Source organism: Streptomyces viridifaciens, assembly GCF_001888885.2.
GTDB classification, from domain to species: Bacteria; Actinomycetota; Actinomycetes; order Streptomycetales; family Streptomycetaceae; genus Kitasatospora; species Kitasatospora aureofaciens.
In genome coordinates this window covers 7,223,396-7,241,829 of the sequence record NZ_CP090841.1, presented here as the reverse complement: position 1 = coordinate 7,241,829, position 18,434 = coordinate 7,223,396, and the positions used below count along the sequence as shown (strand labels likewise).

14 protein-coding genes are annotated in these 18,434 nt (G+C 71.1%); 7 read left to right on the top strand and 7 right to left on the bottom strand.

Annotation, left to right across the window (positions count from 1 at the left end):
* Nucleotides 1-149: 149 nt before the first annotated feature.
* The 3 genes from BOQ63_RS39665 to BOQ63_RS39655 all read left to right on the top strand — a co-directional run bounded on the left by BOQ63_RS39665 (nt 150) and on the right by BOQ63_RS39655 (nt 6,193).
* Entirely contained in the window at nt 150-1,082 is a 933-nt protein-coding gene (locus tag BOQ63_RS39665) for a hypothetical protein (RefSeq protein ID WP_143174861.1), read from the top strand.
* Between the two features lie 330 nt (nt 1,083-1,412).
* Nucleotides 1,413-1,712: a hypothetical protein gene (locus BOQ63_RS39660; protein ID WP_030285975.1), complete on the top strand. Its 300-nt coding sequence runs from the start codon at nt 1,413-1,415 to the stop codon at nt 1,710-1,712.
* Complete coding sequence (locus BOQ63_RS39655) at nt 1,709-6,193, top strand: hypothetical protein (RefSeq protein WP_150476315.1); 4,485 nt, start codon at nt 1,709-1,711, stop codon at nt 6,191-6,193. The genes BOQ63_RS39660 and BOQ63_RS39655 overlap by 4 nt, the downstream gene beginning before the upstream one ends.
* Before the next feature lie 688 nt (nt 6,194-6,881).
* On the opposite strand, the gene BOQ63_RS39650 is transcribed toward BOQ63_RS39655, so the two are convergent.
* The 5 genes from BOQ63_RS39650 to BOQ63_RS39630 are packed head-to-tail and all read right to left on the bottom strand — an operon-like array spanning nt 6,882 to nt 11,113.
* The gene (locus BOQ63_RS39650) at nt 6,882-7,532 is read right to left on the bottom strand and encodes a vWA domain-containing protein (protein WP_030285979.1); all 651 of its coding nucleotides are present in this window, start codon (nt 7,530-7,532) and stop codon (nt 6,882-6,884) included.
* A gap of 15 nt (nt 7,533-7,547) precedes the next feature.
* Nucleotides 7,548-8,729: a protein kinase family protein gene (locus BOQ63_RS39645; RefSeq protein WP_072655918.1), complete on the bottom strand. Its 1,182-nt coding sequence runs from the start codon at nt 8,727-8,729 to the stop codon at nt 7,548-7,550.
* Nucleotides 8,726-9,928, bottom strand: coding sequence for a protein phosphatase 2C domain-containing protein (locus BOQ63_RS39640; RefSeq protein ID WP_094743066.1), 1,203 nt, complete (start codon nt 9,926-9,928; stop codon nt 8,726-8,728). The genes BOQ63_RS39645 and BOQ63_RS39640 overlap by 4 nt, the downstream gene beginning before the upstream one ends.
* A complete protein-coding gene (locus BOQ63_RS39635; protein WP_030285985.1) occupies nt 9,925-10,341 on the bottom strand; it encodes a hypothetical protein in 417 nt (138 codons plus the stop codon). Before BOQ63_RS39635 ends, BOQ63_RS39640 begins: the two co-directional genes overlap by 4 nt.
* 7 nt (nt 10,342-10,348) lie before the next feature.
* The gene (locus tag BOQ63_RS39630; protein WP_072656460.1) at nt 10,349-11,113 is read right to left on the bottom strand and encodes a hypothetical protein; all 765 of its coding nucleotides are present in this window, start codon (nt 11,111-11,113) and stop codon (nt 10,349-10,351) included.
* A gap of 182 nt (nt 11,114-11,295) precedes the next feature.
* Between BOQ63_RS39630 and BOQ63_RS39625 the strand changes: the two genes are divergently transcribed.
* From BOQ63_RS39625 to BOQ63_RS39615, 3 genes are all read left to right on the top strand, one after another.
* Nucleotides 11,296-12,057, top strand: a complete 762-nt coding sequence (locus tag BOQ63_RS39625; protein WP_030285990.1) for a Crp/Fnr family transcriptional regulator — start codon at nt 11,296-11,298, stop codon at nt 12,055-12,057.
* An 81-nt stretch (nt 12,058-12,138) separates the two neighbouring features.
* Nucleotides 12,139-14,646: an ATP-binding protein gene (locus BOQ63_RS39620; protein WP_150476314.1), complete on the top strand. Its 2,508-nt coding sequence runs from the start codon at nt 12,139-12,141 to the stop codon at nt 14,644-14,646.
* Between the two features lie 38 nt (nt 14,647-14,684).
* Nucleotides 14,685-14,924 (top strand): hypothetical protein, encoded by a 240-nt coding sequence (locus BOQ63_RS39615; RefSeq protein ID WP_030558130.1) that lies wholly within the window; start codon nt 14,685-14,687, stop codon nt 14,922-14,924.
* Between the two features lie 55 nt (nt 14,925-14,979).
* On the opposite strand, the gene BOQ63_RS39610 is transcribed toward BOQ63_RS39615, so the two are convergent.
* Entirely contained in the window at nt 14,980-15,774 is a 795-nt protein-coding gene (locus BOQ63_RS39610; protein WP_030285996.1) for an FHA domain-containing protein, read from the bottom strand.
* A 144-nt stretch (nt 15,775-15,918) separates the two neighbouring features.
* Here BOQ63_RS39610 and BOQ63_RS39605 point away from each other — a divergent pair, with 144 nt between their 5' ends.
* A complete protein-coding gene (locus BOQ63_RS39605) occupies nt 15,919-17,655 on the top strand; it encodes a protein kinase domain-containing protein (protein ID WP_223886178.1) in 1,737 nt (578 codons plus the stop codon).
* 215 nt (nt 17,656-17,870) lie between these two features.
* Here BOQ63_RS39605 and BOQ63_RS39600 read toward each other — a convergent pair whose 3' ends face one another.
* Nucleotides 17,871-18,320 carry a DUF1931 family protein gene (locus BOQ63_RS39600; RefSeq protein WP_030286000.1) on the bottom strand — a complete coding sequence of 150 codons (450 nt, stop codon included), beginning with the start codon at nt 18,318-18,320 and terminating at the stop codon, nt 17,871-17,873.
* Between the last annotated feature and the right edge of the window lie 114 nt (nt 18,321-18,434).

The window sequence follows — 18,434 nt, the reverse complement described above, 5'->3', positions numbered from 1 at the left end:
GACCGGCGCTGGTGACGGCCGACTGGTGACTGCTACAGAACGGAAACAGTGGTCCGGTATGCCTGCACAGGCGAGGTGCCGTTGGGCATTCTTCAGGACGACGCTCTGACCGTTCACCGCTGCCGCACCGAGTCTCTAGGAGTTCGCCGATGCACGACCAACAGGACGGGCCGCCCGCCGAGCCGCCGCAGAGCGTGCCCCCGCCGCCGGCCTTTCCCCCGCCTTCCCCGGGTGATGTGTCGCCGCAGCCCGTTCATGCCCGGACTGAGGGCTATCCGCAGCCGGACCCGGGGCAGTGGTATCCGCAGGAGCCCGGCCCCGGCTCACCGGCCATCCCGCGAAGCTCCCGTCGCATCAGCCTGTGGGTCGCGCTCGGCGTGGTCGGAGCACTCCTCCTGGGCGGCGGAGCCTACGCGCTGACATCTTCCGGTGACAGTGCCCGGCCCGCGGCTGTACCGGGCGCACTTGCCATGCCGGATGGCTCGGCGGGCAGTGCCGGCACGGGTTCGTCGGCGACCGCCGGGAGTCTGGGCGGGCAGCCGCCCGTCGCTGGGAACCAGCCCTCGTCGCAGCTCCACCTACCGGACTCGTTCATGGGAATGGCCCGCAACGACCACAGCAACATGGCAAAGCTGATACGGCAAGAGAGTCAGGCGCTGGCGGCCCGATACCCGGATGTGCACTCCACCACCACGGCGTACGTGGGCGGCACGTTCGACGAGAACTACGTCACCGTGATGGCGTTTGAGAAGGACAGCGCCATCTCCGACCAGGGACGCAGCCAGATCCTGGCGGGTATCTGGCGTCCGGCCAACGCGCCGGGCATGACCGTGGTTCACGGACAGGTCAGCAACGTCGATCCCGGCTCGCTCGGTGGGACATTGCAGTGCGCCGAGACGTACACCAAGACAGCAACCACGGACGCTTTCGGCAACAGCGTGTACAGCACCACCCAGTGCGCGTGGGTTGACGTCAACACCGTTGCAGTGATCGGCATTTCGGATGCAGTTTCCGGGCAGGATGTCACCAAGGGCGCGGAGATCGCCCGGGAGTTCCGCGCCGCGGCCGAGTCCCGGCGATAGCCCGCGTTCCAGCCCTGCGGCACTGTGTCCGACGGCAGCGGTCCGTTCCTCCGCGGCCAGATCAGGCGATGTGACCAAGGCCCGAGACATCATCGGGCGGCAACCCAGCGGTCCAACATCGGCGAGACAACCGCCGGCCAGTCAAACTCCGCTGAGACCGGTGAAGCTTCGCTGCGACGGGTCCTTCACCGCCGGCACGCTGTCCAACCTCGGGCGACAGGTGCGCAACCCAAGCGCGTTGCTCCGAAACTCGGGTGATTCAACTTCGCTGTCACGCAGCACCGCCGCCCCGAGGACACGACCGACCAAGACTTCCACATCCAGGACCACGTGGACTGGCCGGTGGCGCAGCGGTGCGAGGAACTCTTCGGCCTGCTCCTCGCCGGGCGCCTGGACCAGAAGGTGCCCGCGATCGTCTACGACCCGCGGGTGCTGCTCATGCTGAGCCAGGCGTACGGGCCCGAGTGTTCAGTCGTGCTGGCGGTGGAGCACCGGCTCGCCCTGCACATCCATGCCGACCCGGACGCCGTCCGCCGCCGGGAGTCGGGTCCGAGAGCACGACGGGATGGAACGACGGCTCGTCGCAGTACTAGGCTGACCGGGTGTCGGCCAGCTCCCAGCGTGAAGTGAGACGAGCAAGCCCGTACTCCACGGGTGGTGGCGGGACCGTACTGGAACACCGTTACGGCGCCCTGCTGTTGAGCCATCTGCTGACTGGCGATCCGCTCACCGAGCTCGGAGACGACGTCACGCTGCACGAGGTCGCCTTCCAGGCGAGCGCTGTCAGCGCGGTGGACGACTTCGTGGTGACCGGCTTCGCGCCGGACGGTAGCAAGCGCACGGTGTCGATCGGCGTGCGGCGCGATCCCTCCTTCGTCCCCAGTGACACCGCCTCGGTCGAGCTGATCGGGTCCTACCTCCGTGTCCTGCGCGACCAGGCGCCCCAGGTGGCCTCGGGGCGGTGGCAACTCGGTCTGACCGTCTCCGGTTCCAACGCTCATGTGAAGGAGATCGCGGAACTGGCGACTATCGCCCGGGACGTCGCGGACGAACGGGCCTTCCGTTCGGCAGTGGCGTTCCCGGGACGGACCAACCAGGCCAATCGGCGCCGACTTGAGTACCTTGACGAGGTCGTCGCCGCCGCTGCACGCGCTGTCGGCATTGACACCGCGTCAGGGGCCGGGGCCGCCGGGCTGACCTGGCGTTTCCTCAGTGCGCTCAGAGTGCGGGAGCTCCGCATGGAAGGCGTCGACCAGAGCGACCGTACGCATGCCGTCGCTCGGCTCCGGCACGTCACGTCAGCCGGCACGGCGGAGGCAGCGGACGCCCTGTTCAGCCGCTTGGCCGAGTTGGCGGGCCGCTACGCTCCTGCGGCCGCCAGCAAGGACGCGGCTTCGCTGCGCCGTGACCTGGTCGGCGTACCCCTGGCCCGAATTCCCGGCCCGGCCGGACTTTCCAGCCCGGCCCGAAATCCCCGGCCGCGCAACGGCCGGAAGGAGATCCCGAGCGGGCCGGCGCCGACAGCAGCCCCGGAACCCTCCGCCGGCGGCCCCCTCGTGCACGCCGGTCCCGTCGTACGGTCGGACTATCTCGCTCAGGTCCGGCGCATCGCCCCGGCAGAGCTGCGCGGCCGCGAGCAGGAACTGGCAGACATGGTCGAGTTCTGCACGAGTCAGGACGCGGCACAGGCGGCACGGTCATACCTGTGGTGGCGGGCCGAGGCATGGGCCGGAAAGTCCGCCCTGCTGTCCTCCTTCGTCCTCGCACCTCCGGCGGGTGTCCGGGTGGTGTCGTTCTTCATCACCGCCCGCCTGGCCGGCCAGGGCGACCGGATCGCCTTCGCCGATGTCGTCCTCGAACAGCTGCTGGAAATCCTCGGTGCTCCCATGCCGACCCTGCTGACCGACGCCACTCGCGACGCGCACCTGCTGGGTGCCCTTGAACGGGCAGCCGACCTGTGTCGCGCGAGGGGCGAACGGCTCGTCCTCGTGGTGGACGGGCTGGACGAGGACCAGGGAGTGACCGCAGGCCCCGACGCGCACAGCATCGCGGCGATGCTCCCGGCCCGACCACCGGCCGGAATGCGCGTGATCGTGGCAGGACGACCCAACCCGCCGATACCCACCGACGTCCCCGACGACCACCCGCTGCGACGCAGCGACATCGCCCGGCGCCTGAGGGTGTCACCGCATGCCGCGGTGGTCCGCCAGGACGCCGAGCGCGAGCTCAAGCGGCTGCTGAGGGGGAGCCCGACGGAACAGGACCTGCTGGGCCTGCTCACCGCGAGCGGCGGCGGTCTCTCCGGGGCCGACCTGGCGGACCTTACCGGACTGGCGGCCTGGGAGGTCGAGGAGTGCCTGGGGGCGGTGTCCGGCCGAACCTTCGCGCCCCGCGCCGCGCGGTGGCAACGCGGGACCGTCGTCTACGTCCTCGGCCACGAAGAACTGCAGCAACAGGCGGCAGGGCTGCTCGGCGCCGCCAGGCTGGGCGCGTACCGGGACCGTCTGCACGCCTGGGCGGACGGGTACCGCCGTCGACGGTGGCCGGTTGACACTCCCGAGTACCTGCTGCGCGGGTACTTCCGGTTGCTGCTCAGCACCGGCGACCTCACCCGGACCCTGGCGTGTGCGACGGACCCGGGCCGCCATGACCGAATGCTCGACATCATCGGCGGTGACACGGTCGCCCTGGCCGAGATCACCGCAGCCCAGGAGGCCGTGGCCGGACACGCGGTTCCCGACCTGCTGTCACTGAGCCGACTCGCCGTCCACCGGACCGTGCTCACCGACCGCAACGTCGACATTCCCGCCAACCTCCCGGGCGTCTGGGCGCAGCTCGGTCAGCACAGCCGAGCCGAGGCCCTGGCGCGCTCAATCACCGATCCGGCCCGGCGGGTCCAGGCGCTCGCCGCCGTGGCGCGAGAGGCGGCCGGAAGCGGAGACCTCCGAGGAGCCGGCATCCTCACCGACCACGCCGAACAGCTCGTCGCAGCGATCACCGACCCCCACCGGCAGGCGGTGGCCGTCGCCGCGGTCGCACGTGCGGCCGCCGCGTCCGGCGACCGGCACCGCGCTCTCCTGCTGGCCTCCCGCGCCGAGGCGACGGCCCGGTCGACGGCCGACGAGACCCGGCACGCCCACACGCTCGTCGCGGCTGCCCGCGCATTCGCTGCCGCCGGCGACGACCGTACGGCCCAGCGGGTCGCGACATCCGTCACCACCTGGTCCGAGCGGGCCCAGGCACTCGGCGTGGTCGCCGTGGAGGTTGCCAACTCCGGGCAGTGGCAACGCGGCCGGGGGCTGGCCCGCTCCGTCGCCAGCCGATCCGAGCGGGCCCAGGTGCTCACCACCATCGCCAGGGCGGCGAGCGCCACGGGCCACCACCGGGCGGCACGGCAGCTCATCACCGAAGCCGAGGCGATCGCCCACGCGATCCGCAACCCGGCGCGGAAGGCGTGGATTCTCATCGGTGTCGCCCATGCCCTGTCCGCCTGCCGCGAGCGTGACAGGGCACTGGACCTGCTGGACCTCGCGGAACGGCTCGCCCGGCCGCTGACCCGGTCATCCGACCGGGACACGACACTGTCGGCCCTCGCCCGGGTCCTGGCCACGGTCGGTGCCCCGGACCGGGCGATGGCTCTCGCGCGCTCCGTCGCGAACCCCGCACGGCAGGCCAGGGCCCTCGCCGACGTCGCCTCCGGGCTGGTGGCCGATGGTCAGGACGGGCACGCCACGGCGGTGGCGCGCGAGGCCGAGGGCGTCGCCCGGTCGCACAGCCGCCCGGTCCGCCGCAGCAGCGACCTTTCCGCCCTGTCGAAGGCGGCAGCCACCGATGGCGACTTCGACCAGGCAGCAGCCCTCGCGTACGCCATCCCCGAACCGCCACAGCGCGACCGTGCCCTGACGGTGATCACCCAGGCCCTGGCGACCACGGGGGACCTGGACCGGGCCGTGGCCGTTGCCGACACGATCAGTGATCCGACCCAGCAGGACAAGGCGCTGCTGCTCGTCGTGCGTGCGGCCGTCGCAGCTGCCGACCTCGCCCGAGCCGTACGGATCGCGGATGCCATCCGGGGGACCGAGGAGCGCGAGAAGGCCTTGGGCGCCATCCCGACGGTTCCGGTCGACAACCGGAGCACGGGGCACGCGACTTCGGCCACCGCCCCGGACGGCAACACATCCCTGCCTGCGGAGGCCACGCCTGCCGACCCGGTGGACGACGGCGCCGAACCGATCCGGGCCGGAACGATCCGGGCCGAACTGATCCAGGCTGAACAGAGCGCCCGGGAGATCAGCCACCCCTACCAGCAGGCCAAGGCCCTGATCGCCGTGGCGCGCAGGGCGGAGGCGGCAGCCGAACCCGAGCAGGCCGAACGCAGCATCGGCGCGATCACCCATCCACAACTGCGTGCCGGCGGCTTCGCGGCACTCGCCGTGACGGTAGCCGGCAACGGCGATGCCGCACGGAGCAGGAGGCTCCTCGGACAGGCCGAGCTGGCAGCCGACTCGATCACCAAGACCCCCTACCGGGAGCAGGCCATCAGCGAGATCGCCCGTACCTGCGCGCAGGTGGGCGACCTGCCGCGGGCCGAGGAACTCGCCCGGTCCATCACTACCGAGCCGCTGCGGGCGACCGCCCTGGCCGACGTCGCGTCGGTGATCTCCGCAGCCGGCGCGCCCGACCGAGCCGCGTCGATCATCCACACCATCGACCAACCACGGACGAGAGCCAGGGCGCTCGCCGAGACCGTCCGGACCTGCCTCGACCTGGGCGACCCGGAGCAGGCTGAGCACCTGGCCCGGCTCATCCTCGAACCTCGCCCCCAAGCCGAGGCGCTGGCAGCCATCGCCCATCACCTCGCCAAGGCAGGCGAACCGGGTCGCGCCGAGCAGCTTGCGCGGTCGATCGCGGACCCGTCCGAGCAGGCCCGCACACTCGCCGCCATGGCCCCCGACCTCCCACCCGCCGACGGCCGCCGCGTCCTGGCCCACGCCCTGATCATCGGGCACTGGCAGCTGTGCCTGCCGACGCTGCTCCGCCTCGAACCCGGTGCGCTCGGAGTCCTCTCCGAGGAACTGCTGGACTCCACCGACCGGACCGACCCGGCGTGAACGCCCGCCGACCGGACGTCGAGGTGAGCACCGGGCCGGGGCGTTCGACCGGCGTACGAGGGCGTGGCCTGGGGGCCGGTGGCGCTGTCGGTAGGATCCCCGGAACCGGAGCTGAGTGCAGTCCGTGAGGCCCGCTCACCGAGCGGCCGGGGAATCGTGACCGACCCAGTGGAGGACGACGGCTACCCGGATCGGGTTCAAGCTCCCGACCCGGGCCGCGGGTGCGTTCCTTTCCGGGTGTTGACGGTCCGCCGGGGCGGGTGGCCGGCGCCTACCGACCGTGTTGCTCGGCACCTCGGCGAACCAGGCAGCTATTCAGCAGTGCTATCCGGTGCAGGAACCGTCGTCTTGGCGGTCTCGTGCTTGGAGCCTTTCTTCGGAGGACGCTCCGGGGAGGGCGATGGTGTGGTGGCGGTCGGCAAGGGCTCGGGCAGTTGGGTGGGTGAGGCCGAGGGCGGGCAACTCGGCGACGGCGCTGCGGGGGAAGAGGAGATGTCAGGGGTCGGCCGTACCGGCGCCGGCGCCGTCGGGTGCGAGCCGCCTCTGTCCCCGCTCGTCGACGGGCCGAGAAGATTGCCCGCTGCCTCGACCGCGCCGCCGCAGGCGAGCAGCACCGCAGCCAGTACGGACAGCCCGACAGAGGCACGCAGTGCCCGGGGCACAGGGGTACTCGGGTCGGAGGCCATGCTCAGTCGACGTATTCCTGGGCGACCTGGACGTACTCGAAGCCCTTGACATCGGTGGCGATCTGCATCTGACCTGTCTGCGACGAGGCGATCAGGGTGTTGAGCAGGCCGGAGATCGCCCCGCTCAGTGCCGACTCGGTGTCCGTGCCGTCGGCGATGAACAGCGCCTTGGTCGCCACCACCTGCAGCACACCCCGCTCGGCACCGCCGAAGCCGTATGCGATCACGTGTGGGTAGCGGGGCCGGTTCCGGTCCACCAGCTCGCGGAAGGACTTCCGCCAGTTCGCGTCGGTCGGACCGCCGTCGGTCAGGAAGAAGACCGTGGGCCGCAGCACGCTGTAGTGCTGCGCCCGCAGGCTGCTGACATCCTGCTCGATGCACTCCCGCAACCGGTCGAAGGTCTTGCCGTAGTCCGTGCGCCCGCCGCAGATCACTTCAGGCATGTTCGGCACCTGTTCCATGTCCGACATCGGGATCACCACGTGCACGTCGGTGGAGAAGGCGATGACGCTGACCCGGGCGAACTCCGAGACACGCGGATTCGTCGCCAGGTTGTAGTGCAAGCGCGAGAGGGTCGCGTTGAGCACCGCCTCATGCGGCTTCATCGACGAGGACGCGTCGATCACCACGTAGGTGGGCAGGCAGAGTGACATGGGTGCACCTCTGAGCTAGTGGTTGGAGGCGATGCTGATGACGATGAGCAGGATCACGGCGAAGGCGAACGCCCAGATCCACCGGGCGTTCCAGGTGGTCGCAGGATCCTTCTTCTTCTCGGTGGTGCGCGTGACGACGGTGCCCTCGGCCACGGTGCCCGACTTGGCGGTGCCCGTGTCCGCGGCGCCCGTCTCCGCGGCGCCCGTGCCAGCGGGGGGCTGCGGTACCGTCTGCGACGCGGGCAGCGGGGGCAGTGCGCTGCGGGTGGGGCGTGGCACGGCCCTGAGGTAGGGGCCGTTGTTCAGTGCCTGGTTCAACTGGACAGCTGTGGGCCGTCGTTCACGCTCGGTCGCGAACAGCATGTCCAGCAGCACCTCGGAGAGGGCAGGCTGCTCCGGCCAGGGCGAGAGGGAGACGCTGTGGAAGGCGCGCGCATCGCGCTGGCCGGTCAGGCACTTGGCGACGAGCAGGCCGAGCCGGTAGCGGTCGGTGCAGTGGTCCGCGTCGGAGCCCGGCGGCGTGAGCGGGTCGGCCCAGTTCGGCTGGTGAATGTCGGGCATCTTCTGCGGCTGACAGCCGTCCACGTCGATGAGGTAGACGGAACGCCGGTCAGGACTCCAGAAGGCGTTGGAGAACGACCAGTCCGAGTAGACCAGGCCCAGAGCCTCCAGGATCGCGGCGAGCTCGGTCAGCCGGCGGCAGGCCTCCAGTCGGTCCCCGAAGGCGGGGCGCGGCAGGCCGACGCCCCGGATCGACTCGTCGGACTTCGCCAGCCAGTCGATCTCGAGGAACCGGCGCTCGCTGAACTTTCCGCGCCGCAGCTCGGCACGGTAGTGCTCGGGCGCCATCGGGATCACGCATCCGACGGCCGGATTGCCGGGCCCGTGGATCCGGGCCGCTGGCCAGCACGTTCCGGCGTACAGGGTCGCCCGCTCCGACTCCGGCAGGGTGTCCGGGGCCGAGATCAACAGGTCGATGCGCTGGGCGTCCTCCGGGTGCGGGTCCGGCCGGTAGAGCTTGGCGAGCCAGCCCGGATGGTCCGTCAACGGCCGTACGGCGACGGCCTGACCGTTGTGCTCGGAGATCGGCTCGGCGAGCGGTCCGAGATCGCCGAGGCCCACGGCCCGCGGCAATGGCCAGCCCCGCGGATCGACCGCCGGGACGCTGCCGTCGGCGACGGGATTGAGATCGGTCATGCCCCCCTGCCGTTCCACACCACGACGGCGGTGCGATCGTCGAGGCACTGCGGTGCGTCGAAGCCGACGTCGGCGGTGAACCGGGTGGCAGGGACAGGAGAGCGCCAGGCGTTCGCGAAGTACTCGTTGACGTTGCCCGCCGGGTCCGCCCACGCGTCGCCGATCCCGTCCGTCACCAGCGCCAGGGCTGCACCGGGGGCCAGCGTGACGTAGCCGTCCAGGGCCAGGTGCGGCGTGTCCGGCAGGCGGCCGGCAACCTCGTTCGAGACCACCGGGCCCTCACGGTCCTTGGCCTGGCCCGCGGAGAACTGCCACCGCGGGACGCGCGGGTCGAGTGTCCAGGCCGAACTGTCACCGAGCCACCCGACCCACGCCCGGGCGGTGCCGCTCGCGTCCGGCTCGGCGATCACCGCGGTGATCAGCACGGTGGCCAGGTGCGCGGTGCCGACGCCGCGTCCGGCCGCCTGCCCGGCGATCGATTCCGCGACCCGCCCGTACAACTCCTTGACGTCGAGCCGGTCGAAGTCACCTGCCTCGATCTGCTCGCGCAGCAGGGTGACTGCCTGGCTCGAGGCCGTGGTGGCCCCGGTGTCGGACCACGCGGCACTGGACAGGCCGTCGGCCACGGCCACGATCGCGTACCGGCTGTCCCGGGTGCGCCCGATCCGGTAGGAATCCTGTCGTGGCCCGGCGGGCTGGTCACAGCGGTGGCCGGGCCCGACCACGGAGGCCGCGCGGATGGTGAGGGCTCCGACCGTGGCTTCGTCCGCGGCGATCCCGTTCTGCACCGTGCGCTCGGGCAGCAGCCAGGGGAAGCCCTGGGCCCGCGCACCGTCACCGAAGCGGGGAACGATCGGGTCGGTGGGCCGCTCGCGCAGGAACGGCCGGGGCTTCGCCGGCTGGGCCGTCGGCGCGGATGGTCCTGCGACGTAGCGGCAGGCCGGCACCGTTGCATCGGGCCCGGGCTCCCGGTCGAGCCGGTTCCGCTGCCCGGCCGGCACCGCGGCGAGCTCGGACCCCAGGGCGGCCGCCGCACCGACGACACCCACCGCCGCGAGCGCGAACACGTCCACCAGCCAGCCGTAGTGCCGGTGTGGCGAGCCGACCTCGACGAAGGCCCCGACGGTCACGGCGACGAGCAACCCCGCCCGCACCCAGCCGTCCATCAGGCTGTCCGGCCGACTGTCGCCCCCGCTCATCGGCCGTCCCCGGAATCGCGGGACCTCGGCCCGCCGGCGAAGTGCTGGTTGCCGTGCTGCACCGCGAACACCTCACCCGAACCGGTGGCGGAGTTGACCTGGACCGCGACATCCGGCTGTCGTGGTATCCGCAGCGACGCCAGGGCCATGACGTCCTGGGCGAGGCCCGGGTTCCGGTGGAGCAACTGGACCAGGGCGTCGGTCCAGTAGCTCACGGCCTCGCCGTCGACCACTCCCCTCGTGGTGGTCGACGGCAGCTCCAACGCGGCGGACAGTTCCCTGCGGCGGCCTCCGTGGGCCCGGGCGACGACGCCGCTCATCAGCCGTTTGGCCTCCGTCCAGAGGTCGGTGCCCATCGCGGCGACCAGAGCGGTGGCTCCGCTCGCGGCCAGCTCGGCGAGTTCCTCGTTCATCGACGCTTCAGCCCCGTTCGTTGTATCGGATGTGCTGGTCACCGCGGCCGACGGCGAACACCGTGCCGTTCCCGGTGGCCCGGACGAGTTGCTCCACGGTCCGAGGCCCGGCTTCCGTCGGCCGTTGCCCGGCTTCAGCGGGCCGCCCGCCGGAGCCGGGTTCCCGGCCGGAGCCGCCGTACGGCCCCACCGGGCTGCCCGGGTACCAGAGCCAGGCCCGCGCGGAGTACTCCTTGACCACGACCTCGGCCGCGGTGAAGGCACCGGTTTCGAGCCCCTCGTAGCCGTGCCCGACCGTCTCCTCGTAGTAGTGCTGCGAAAGAATCGCCGCCAGCGGGGCGCCGTCCGGACCGGCCACGGCCGCACGCCGCAGCGGGGTCGAATCCAGCAGCCGGGCGAGCGCCTCGAAAGGAGTGCCGGAGACGGTGCCGTCCGGATCGAACCGGACCTCCCCCGCGTGCACGGCCGCCCGTACCCGCAACCGAGTGTCCGGGCCGGCCTGCCGGTTGTGCTCGCGGATCCGCGCACTCAACTCCGGCAGCAGCGGGACCAGCAGTCCGGCCTTGGGCAGCCCGGCCGGAGCGACCAGCCGGCAGCCGTCGCCGGTGTCCACGTACGAGACGTCCCGCCGGTCCAACTCCGCGAGGTCGAGGGCACCGGACAGCGCGGATCGCAGCGCACTGCGGATCTCCTGCAGCCGCTGCTGCCCGCGGCCTGCGGAACCCGCGATGTCGCACGCCAGCAGGGCTCGGTATTCGTACTTCGGATTCACGTTCCCTCCGCTTCCCTCCGCGATCACGACGGGGGCCGGCACTTCGGCGATCGAGGTGCCGCCGGCACCGACTAGCGGCGCCGACAAGATGGTTGACGAGATCGTAGGGGAGGGGTCCTCGGGTAGAACGGCTACAAATACGGCTTGTCCGGCTTCGGCCGGACGAGGAGGAGGAGTGACCGATGAGCAACGCACGGGTGCGCAGGGCCGAGGCCTACTGGCCGCCGAGCGGGCTGCTCGGCCGGGTCGACGAGGCCGACCGCCGGGTCCTGCTGGGGCTCGGCCACGGCGTGGTCTACCCGGCCGGGCAGATCACCATCCACGAGGCCGACACCTCGGACTTCGCGCTGCTCCTGGTCGGCGGCACGGTGAAGGTCACCGCGCATGCGCAGGACGGCCGGGAGGCGCTGGTGGCCGTACGAATGGCCGGGGACCTGGTAGGGGAGCTCGCCGGGATCGACGGCCAGCCGCGCAGCGGCACCGTGACCACCTGCGGCCGGGTGCTGGCCCGCTACATCCTGTCCTCCGAACTGCTGGAGTGCACGAAGCAGCACCCCGCCATCGGGCTCGCGCTCAGCGCGAGCGTGGTGGCCAAGCTGCGCACGGCGACCGGCCGGATCGTCGACTTCACCGGTTGCGACGTACTCGGGCGGCTGGCCAGGATCCTGCACCACCTGGCCGTCACCTATGGGCGTCCAGGCCGGAACGAAGCCCAACTGCCGCTGTCGCAGCCGGAGATGGCCACGCTGGTCGGCGCGGCGGAGTCGTCGATCCACAAGGCCCTGCGGGCACTGCGGGAGTCGGGCGCGGTCATCACGGGCTACCGCAGGATCACGATCCTCGACCTGGATCACCTCGCCCGGATCGCCGTCGCGGCCGAAGAAGCCGGAGCATCTGTCGCATCCGGAGCGGCGGATTCGCGGGCGATCCCACCAAACAGCTAAAAGCGCCGGGTTCCCACGACGGCTCGGCGCCAGCATGACCGAGAGCCAGGAGCCGAGCGTTGGAGAGGATCGGGGAAGCGGATGCCAGAGAACAACGGTGCTCCGGGCGGTTCCGAGCGGATCCGGGCGGGCGACGTGTCCGGGACGATGATCGTCGGCAACCGGAACACCGTGACCAACCTGAACATCACCGCCGAGTACGGTTCAGCCGTCACCCTGCACGCCGGACCACTGCCGGATCCGGTCAAGCGCCAGCGGATCTCCCATCTGCCGCGGACCGTCGCCGATCCGCTGATCGGCCGGGAGCGGGACCTCCGGCTGGTGCAAGAGGCGCTCGGGAAACGTCAGTTGGTGCAGGTCTGGGGCGCTTCCGGCGTCGGCAAGAGTGCACTGCTGCGCCACCTCGCCCGCACCCTGCCGGGCGGGCCCGACGGTGCGGCCTACGTCGAAGCCGGTGGGCGGACGGCCGACGACCTGGCGCAGGCGATCTTCGACATCGGCTTCGAGGCGCCGAACTACAAGCCGTCGCTGGAGGTGCTCAAGGAGCACCTGAAGACCCTGCGACTGCGGATCTACCTGGACGACGCCGGACTCGACGAGAAGGACCTGCGCCGGCTCTTCGACATGGCCGAGCAGTCCGCGTTCGTCTTCACCTCGCAGCACCGGTCGGCGCTCGACGGCGTCCACGCGATCCACCTCGACGGGCTGACGGCCCCGGCAGGCGTGAACCTGGTGCAGACGGTCCTGGCCCGCGGGCTGCTACCGGACGAAGCACGGACCGTGCAGGCACTGTGCGACGCCCTGCACGGCAATCCGCTCCGGCTGCGGCGCATCGCCCTCTCGGCCGCGACCGGCAAGCGCCTGCCGAGCATCGCCGATCTCCCCGAACTGCTGCCTGCACTGCTCAATCGGCTCCGGCCACCGGAGCGCGACCTGCTGCACCTGCTCGGCTCGCTGTCCGGCGCCGAGTTGGCCGCCCCGCAGCTCAGCTCCCTGCTCGGCCGGCCGGACGCCGAAGCGCTCGCCGAAGGCCTGGTGCGACACGGTCTGCTGCTCGCCTCCGAGACCGGCTACCGGTGTCCACCGGACGTCGCCGAGTGCGTACTGAAGAGCCGGATGACGCAGTTCCCCGCCGAGCCCCTCTGCCGGGCGCTCACCGCGTGGGTCGAGTCGCGGCAGACCACCCCGGACCAGGTGGCAGCCCACTTCCAGGCCCTTGACGTCGCGGTGCTGCGGGCGGAGCGGAGCGGACAGGCGCCGCTCGGCATGGCATTGGCCCGTGCCGCCTCGCCGAAGCTGGCGCTGTCCCGGCAGTTCGACGCGTGGGGCAGCCTGCTCGGAGCCGGCTGGGCCGCCGCGAGGAGCGCGGGCGACAGCGCGGGTGAGGAGTTCTTCCTACGCGAGGCACGCGCCCGCCGCAGGGCGATCGGCCGGGCGGCGCAAACGGCGACACTGGTGCTCGAGGCGGGAGTGCTCTGGCAGGAACTCACCGCCCTGCACGCACAGTCGGCGGCCCACCAGGTAGCCACCACGGTGGCGACCAGCGCCGTCGCGCCGATCGCCCCGGCAACGCCGATAGCACCGATCACGCCGGTAGCACCGGTAACACCGGTACCCCCGGTAACCCCGGTAACCCCGGTAACCACCGTGGTCAGCCCGCCGGTGGTCACCCAACCTGTGGTCAGCCCGGCGCCCGTCACGCACCCTGTCGTCAGCCCGACACCCGTACAACCACCGACCAAACCGATCGTGATCGACCTGTCCCAATCCACCCAACAGCCTCTGCCACCGACCCACATGACCGGCGCTCATTCCACCTCACAGGCGACGTCGCCGAAGATCGACCTCTCGGGAGCGCACAGCTCTGCCGCCCAGCCGACGCAGGCCGCAGGCACCGCCGCGACCGGCCCGAGCCACACGGCCGTCGGCGCCGCCGGCGCGGCGACCGCCAAGGGCGGCACAGCCCTTGCCGTCGCCTGCGCAGTCGGCTTCACCACCGTCCTCGGCGTGGGTGCCATGGTCTACGCCGCCAAACAGTCGGACCAGGCTCCGACAGCCCACGCCACCTACCCGTCGGCCCCGCCCCCGAAGGTCTACACCCCCCACCCGCCGGTCCCTGCCCCCGCCCCGCCGGTCTACACCCACGCCCCGCCGGCCCCATCTCCGGTCGTCACGCCGCGCCTCGTCGATCCCGTGTGCGCGACGGTGATACCGGCCGTAGAACGAGATTCCCGGCAGTTCAAAACCGACAAGGCCACCGAGTCCCGCGCTCTGGAGTCGTACAACAACGCCGTAGACGCGTACAACTCACGGCGGACCTCCACCATTCCCGACGACAGCACGCTGAAATCCGCGCTCGATACCGTCATCAAAGACCTGCGCGCTTCCGAGTCCACGTTGCGGCAAGCCATATCGCAGGCGCGGGACAGATCGGTGGCATCCGACCTCAACAGCATGCTGACCGCTCATCAGCAGGAGGAGAGCCAATACCGCTCGTTCCGGAACCATCCGTCCGGCTCCAGGGTCGACACGACGAACCAGGCTTCGGCATACAACTCGGCCTGGTTCGACCTGGTGTTCCGCTGCTGAATCCGACCACCCACAGAACCGACCGGGAAAGGCCGACCATGCCTGCAGAATCCACACCGGGCGACATCCACACCAGGGACGTCTCCGGGACCTTCATCGTGGGCGACAACAATCACGTGACGAACACGACGGACCGCCCCGAGCAGTCGCAATCCCAACCGCGCCAACAGAACTCGGCCGAGGGCCAGGCGGCCGTCTTCTCGGTGGAACGCGGCACCATGCACGTCACCTACCACGCCCAGGCCGAACCCGCGCCCGTTCCCGAGACCGAGCACTGAGAACGCTGCGCGCCCCGGTCGAACCATCGACCGAGGCGCGCATCCCGTCCTTCGCTCAACTCCGCTCGGCCAGCAACTCCAGGTCCTGGGCGTTCAGCGTCGCCGTTCTCAGCAGTTCCCTGATCAGATTGACACTGAGCATCGACCCGACCGGCTCACCGACCTCATCGCGCGTCAGCCCGCGCACGCCCCGTCGCCGCAGCCGCTCGCGCACGTCCTCGGCCGTGTTGGCGACCGACTTGTAGGTCCAGGACTTGGTCGCGTAGGGCGAGGCGTTGACCAGCCGGGCGGTGTCCTCCCAGGACAGCGGGAGCGGGAACGCGTCCTGACCCTCCAGGTACCGCCGGGCGAGCGCGGTGAGCACCAGCCGCTCCTGCGGGGAGAGCGCGTACACCGTCTCGGGGGCCGCGGTGTCGGCGCTGCTCGTGGAACGGGGGTGCAGGTCGTCCCCGTCCACGACGCGCACCTCCACCAGGTGGGAGCGCCGCTTGGACGAGTTGATCACCAGCGGGGTGTACCCGGGCCCGACGATCCGCTTGTGGCCGGTGAGCATCAGCACGCCGTCGGGCAGTTCGATCGGCAGGTTGCCGGTGTTGACCAGCCACCAGTCGCCGCCCGTGGCGGCACAGGTGAAGACGCCGTGCCGACGGCTGACGGTCGGGTCGTCGACGCCGACCGGTACGTGCACGTCCTCGCGGTCGCGCCCGAACAGCAAGGTGTACCGGCGCGGTGGCACGGCGTACCCGCCCTGCGGGCCGATCACGAAGATCGTTCCGGGTGGCGCCGGGGGCACCCGGTCGGAGGGACTGCCCGGCGGCAGCATCTGGGGCGGGAAGTTACCGTACGACATCTCACACACCTCCGCGTCGGCTCGCGCCAGTGAGTGTACGAGCGCACCGGGGGGACCAGTCCTCCCGGCGGCATGCCTGCCTCGAACTTGCGGAACTGTCAACTCTGCTTGTCCCGAATGAACTTGCTCGGTAGCCTGCCCGCCGTGAGCACGATCAGCCGGCGAGCTGCTGCGATCGACAGCATGGTCGCCGAACCACTCGGCCCGGGCGATCCGCAGGAGATCGGCAGCTTCGGCGTCATCGGCCTGCTCGGCACCGGCGGCATGGGCGAGGTCTACCTCGGGGTCTCGGACCGGGGCTACGCCGCCGTCAAGCTCGTCCGTCCGCGGCTGGTATCCAGCGAGCGCTTCGAACGGGAGGTCGGAATCCTCTACCGCGTGCCGTTCGGGGTCGCACCGCGGGTGCTGGCGAGCGACGGCACGCCGGAGCGCCCGTGGTTCGCCACCGAGTACGTCCCCGGGCTCACGGTGGACGAGGCGGTCCGGCTGCACGGCCCGCTGCCAGCCGAGGCGCTGTGGCTGCTGCTGGCCGAGACGGCCGCCCAACTGCGAGCCGTGCACGCGTCCGGCATCGCGCACCGCGACATCAAGCCCGCCAACGTCATGCTGGTGCGCGACGGCGTGAAGCTGATCGACTTCGGCATCGCGCGCGCCGCGGACCAGGCCAGGCTCACCAGGAGCGGTGACGGTTACGGGACGCACGGCTTCGCGGCACCGGAACAGCAGGCCGGGGACGAGGACGTGGCAGCACCCGCGGACGTCTACGCGCTCGCGGCGCTCCTGCTCTACGCCGCCTCGGCTCGCACGCCCGGCGCCGTCCCCGACCTGGAGCGGCTGCGCGCCGTGGAGGCCGACCTCGCTGCCGTCCTGGCGCCCTGCCTCGACACCGACCCCGGAGCACGCCCCACCGCCGACCGACTCGTCCAGGCGACCCGCCCACACCTGCTCGCTCCTCCTCCGTCCTGGCCGTCCGAGCTCATGGCACGCATCGACTCGCGACATGCCTTCGCCGAAACGCCGGTCGGCAAGCTGGAGACCCTCCCGCCACCGGACACGAGCACAGCCCCACCCCCCGACCCCGGGACCCCAGCCCCCACATCACCGCGCCGCCCACACAGGCACCGTCTCCTGTTGCCGATCGCCGCGGTGATCGCCCTCGGGGCGGTCACCGTGTTCGCCCTCAGTCCGTCCACCTCCCCGGAGCACCCCACCTCGCAGGGCTCCGTCGACACGCCGGTCACCGTTCAGCCGCTCGCCGGGGCGACGCCCGGGCCTTCCACCAGCCCGAGCGCCTCGCCCTCCCCCACCGCCGGCGCCTCGCCCTCCCCCACCGCCGGCTCCCCATCCCCGCCCTCGACCACTCCAGCCGGCCCTACCCGAACCCCCTCCCAGGGCCTGCGGCCCTCGACGGTCTCCACCGCCAGATCCGCCGACCAGCCCCCGACCACCCTGTCCAATGCGGCCCCCGCCACCCCGTCCAATGCGGCCCCCGCCACCACCTCGGCAGCCGCCCGCAGCCTCACATCGTCATCGATCAGCGGCATCAACGGCAGCGACGACCCCGCACAGGTCAAGGGCTCCGAGGCGGACACCAGTTGGTTCGGAAACGACGCCGCCTGCTCCGCCTGGCTGGACGACAACGGCTCCGGCTCACTCGCAGGCGTGCTCAACACCTCGCTGAACCAGACCTGCGTTGCCGAGCTCTCACGCAGCGACGGCCTCACCTACACGTTCCGCGCCTCCTGGGGCGCCGCGAAAACGACCTTCCTCCCGGACACCGGCTACACCATGTGGATCTGTGTCTGGAACGCGAACAACCGATCCGCCGAACAATGCTCCGCCCGCTTCGCCATGAACGGCACCACCCCAACCCGCCAGTGAACCGCTTGCGACAAGGGCTCCGAAAGGCCCCTACACGAGGAATGCCATGGAACTTCCTTTGGAACTACCTGCCCGAGAGCGGCACTCGCCGCATGCCAGGCCGCCGCAGTGCATCTCCAGTCACCGAGTAAGGACGATTTTCGTTGGAGACGATCCGGGGCGGCTTGCCTTCCCGGCCTGAGACGGGTCGGGTCACATGCGCCTGGGCGCGACTGCTACAGCAGCCGGTCGAACACCGCGGTCACGCCCTCCCAGTGGCTGGTCTGCGGGTTCTTGATGTCCGGATACATGATTTTGAACGTCTCGGCGAGGGCGACGCTGAGACCGCCGATGATCTCGGGGTAGCGCTCTTCGGTCTCCTGGGTGGGTGTCCTGTCGAGCGGAGGGTGCACGGCGAGCTGTTCCAGGATCGGCTTCAGCTCGACCTCCTCGTCGAGCCGCCGGAACCGGTGGACGCTCTCCTGGAGGCCCTTGGTGATCGGTAGGTCCCACGGTTCGACGGTGTCACGGCCGTTGGCCTTGGCCGATGCCTGGCCGACGACCAGGAGGTCGTAGAGCTTGGCGTCGACGAAGTCGCCGTACCGCTTCAGGTCGTTCTTGTCCACGTCGAGGCCTGCGGCGGCGCGGAAGAACCTCTCGAACTTCGACACACCCATCACGGTCATGCCTCTCGCCTCCTCACCGGGAACCGGACGGCGTCCTACGCTCCCGCCGGCGTCGCCCATCGGCTGTCACCGGTCGAGATTCGCAGAGACCGCCCGCTGAGCGCCTCCGCACCC

Coding starts and splice junctions, on each gene's coding strand:
- BOQ63_RS39650 (WP_030285979.1), bottom strand. CDS start 7,532: ATGTCACTCTGCCTGCCCACCTACGTGGTGATCGACGCGTCCTCGTCG.
- BOQ63_RS39665 (WP_143174861.1), top strand. CDS start 150: ATGCACGACCAACAGGACGGGCCGCCCGCCGAGCCGCCGCAGAGCGTG.
- BOQ63_RS39635 (WP_030285985.1), bottom strand. CDS start 10,341: ATGAACGAGGAACTCGCCGAGCTGGCCGCGAGCGGAGCCACCGCTCTG.
- BOQ63_RS39600 (WP_030286000.1), bottom strand. CDS start 18,320: ATGACCGTGATGGGTGTGTCGAAGTTCGAGAGGTTCTTCCGCGCCGCC.
- BOQ63_RS39625 (WP_030285990.1), top strand. CDS start 11,296: ATGAGCAACGCACGGGTGCGCAGGGCCGAGGCCTACTGGCCGCCGAGC.
- BOQ63_RS39620 (WP_150476314.1), top strand. CDS start 12,139: ATGCCAGAGAACAACGGTGCTCCGGGCGGTTCCGAGCGGATCCGGGCG.
- BOQ63_RS39640 (WP_094743066.1), bottom strand. CDS start 9,928: ATGAGCGGGGGCGACAGTCGGCCGGACAGCCTGATGGACGGCTGGGTG.
- BOQ63_RS39610 (WP_030285996.1), bottom strand. CDS start 15,774: ATGTCGTACGGTAACTTCCCGCCCCAGATGCTGCCGCCGGGCAGTCCC.
- BOQ63_RS39615 (WP_030558130.1), top strand. CDS start 14,685: ATGCCTGCAGAATCCACACCGGGCGACATCCACACCAGGGACGTCTCC.
- BOQ63_RS39645 (WP_072655918.1), bottom strand. CDS start 8,729: ATGACCGATCTCAATCCCGTCGCCGACGGCAGCGTCCCGGCGGTCGAT.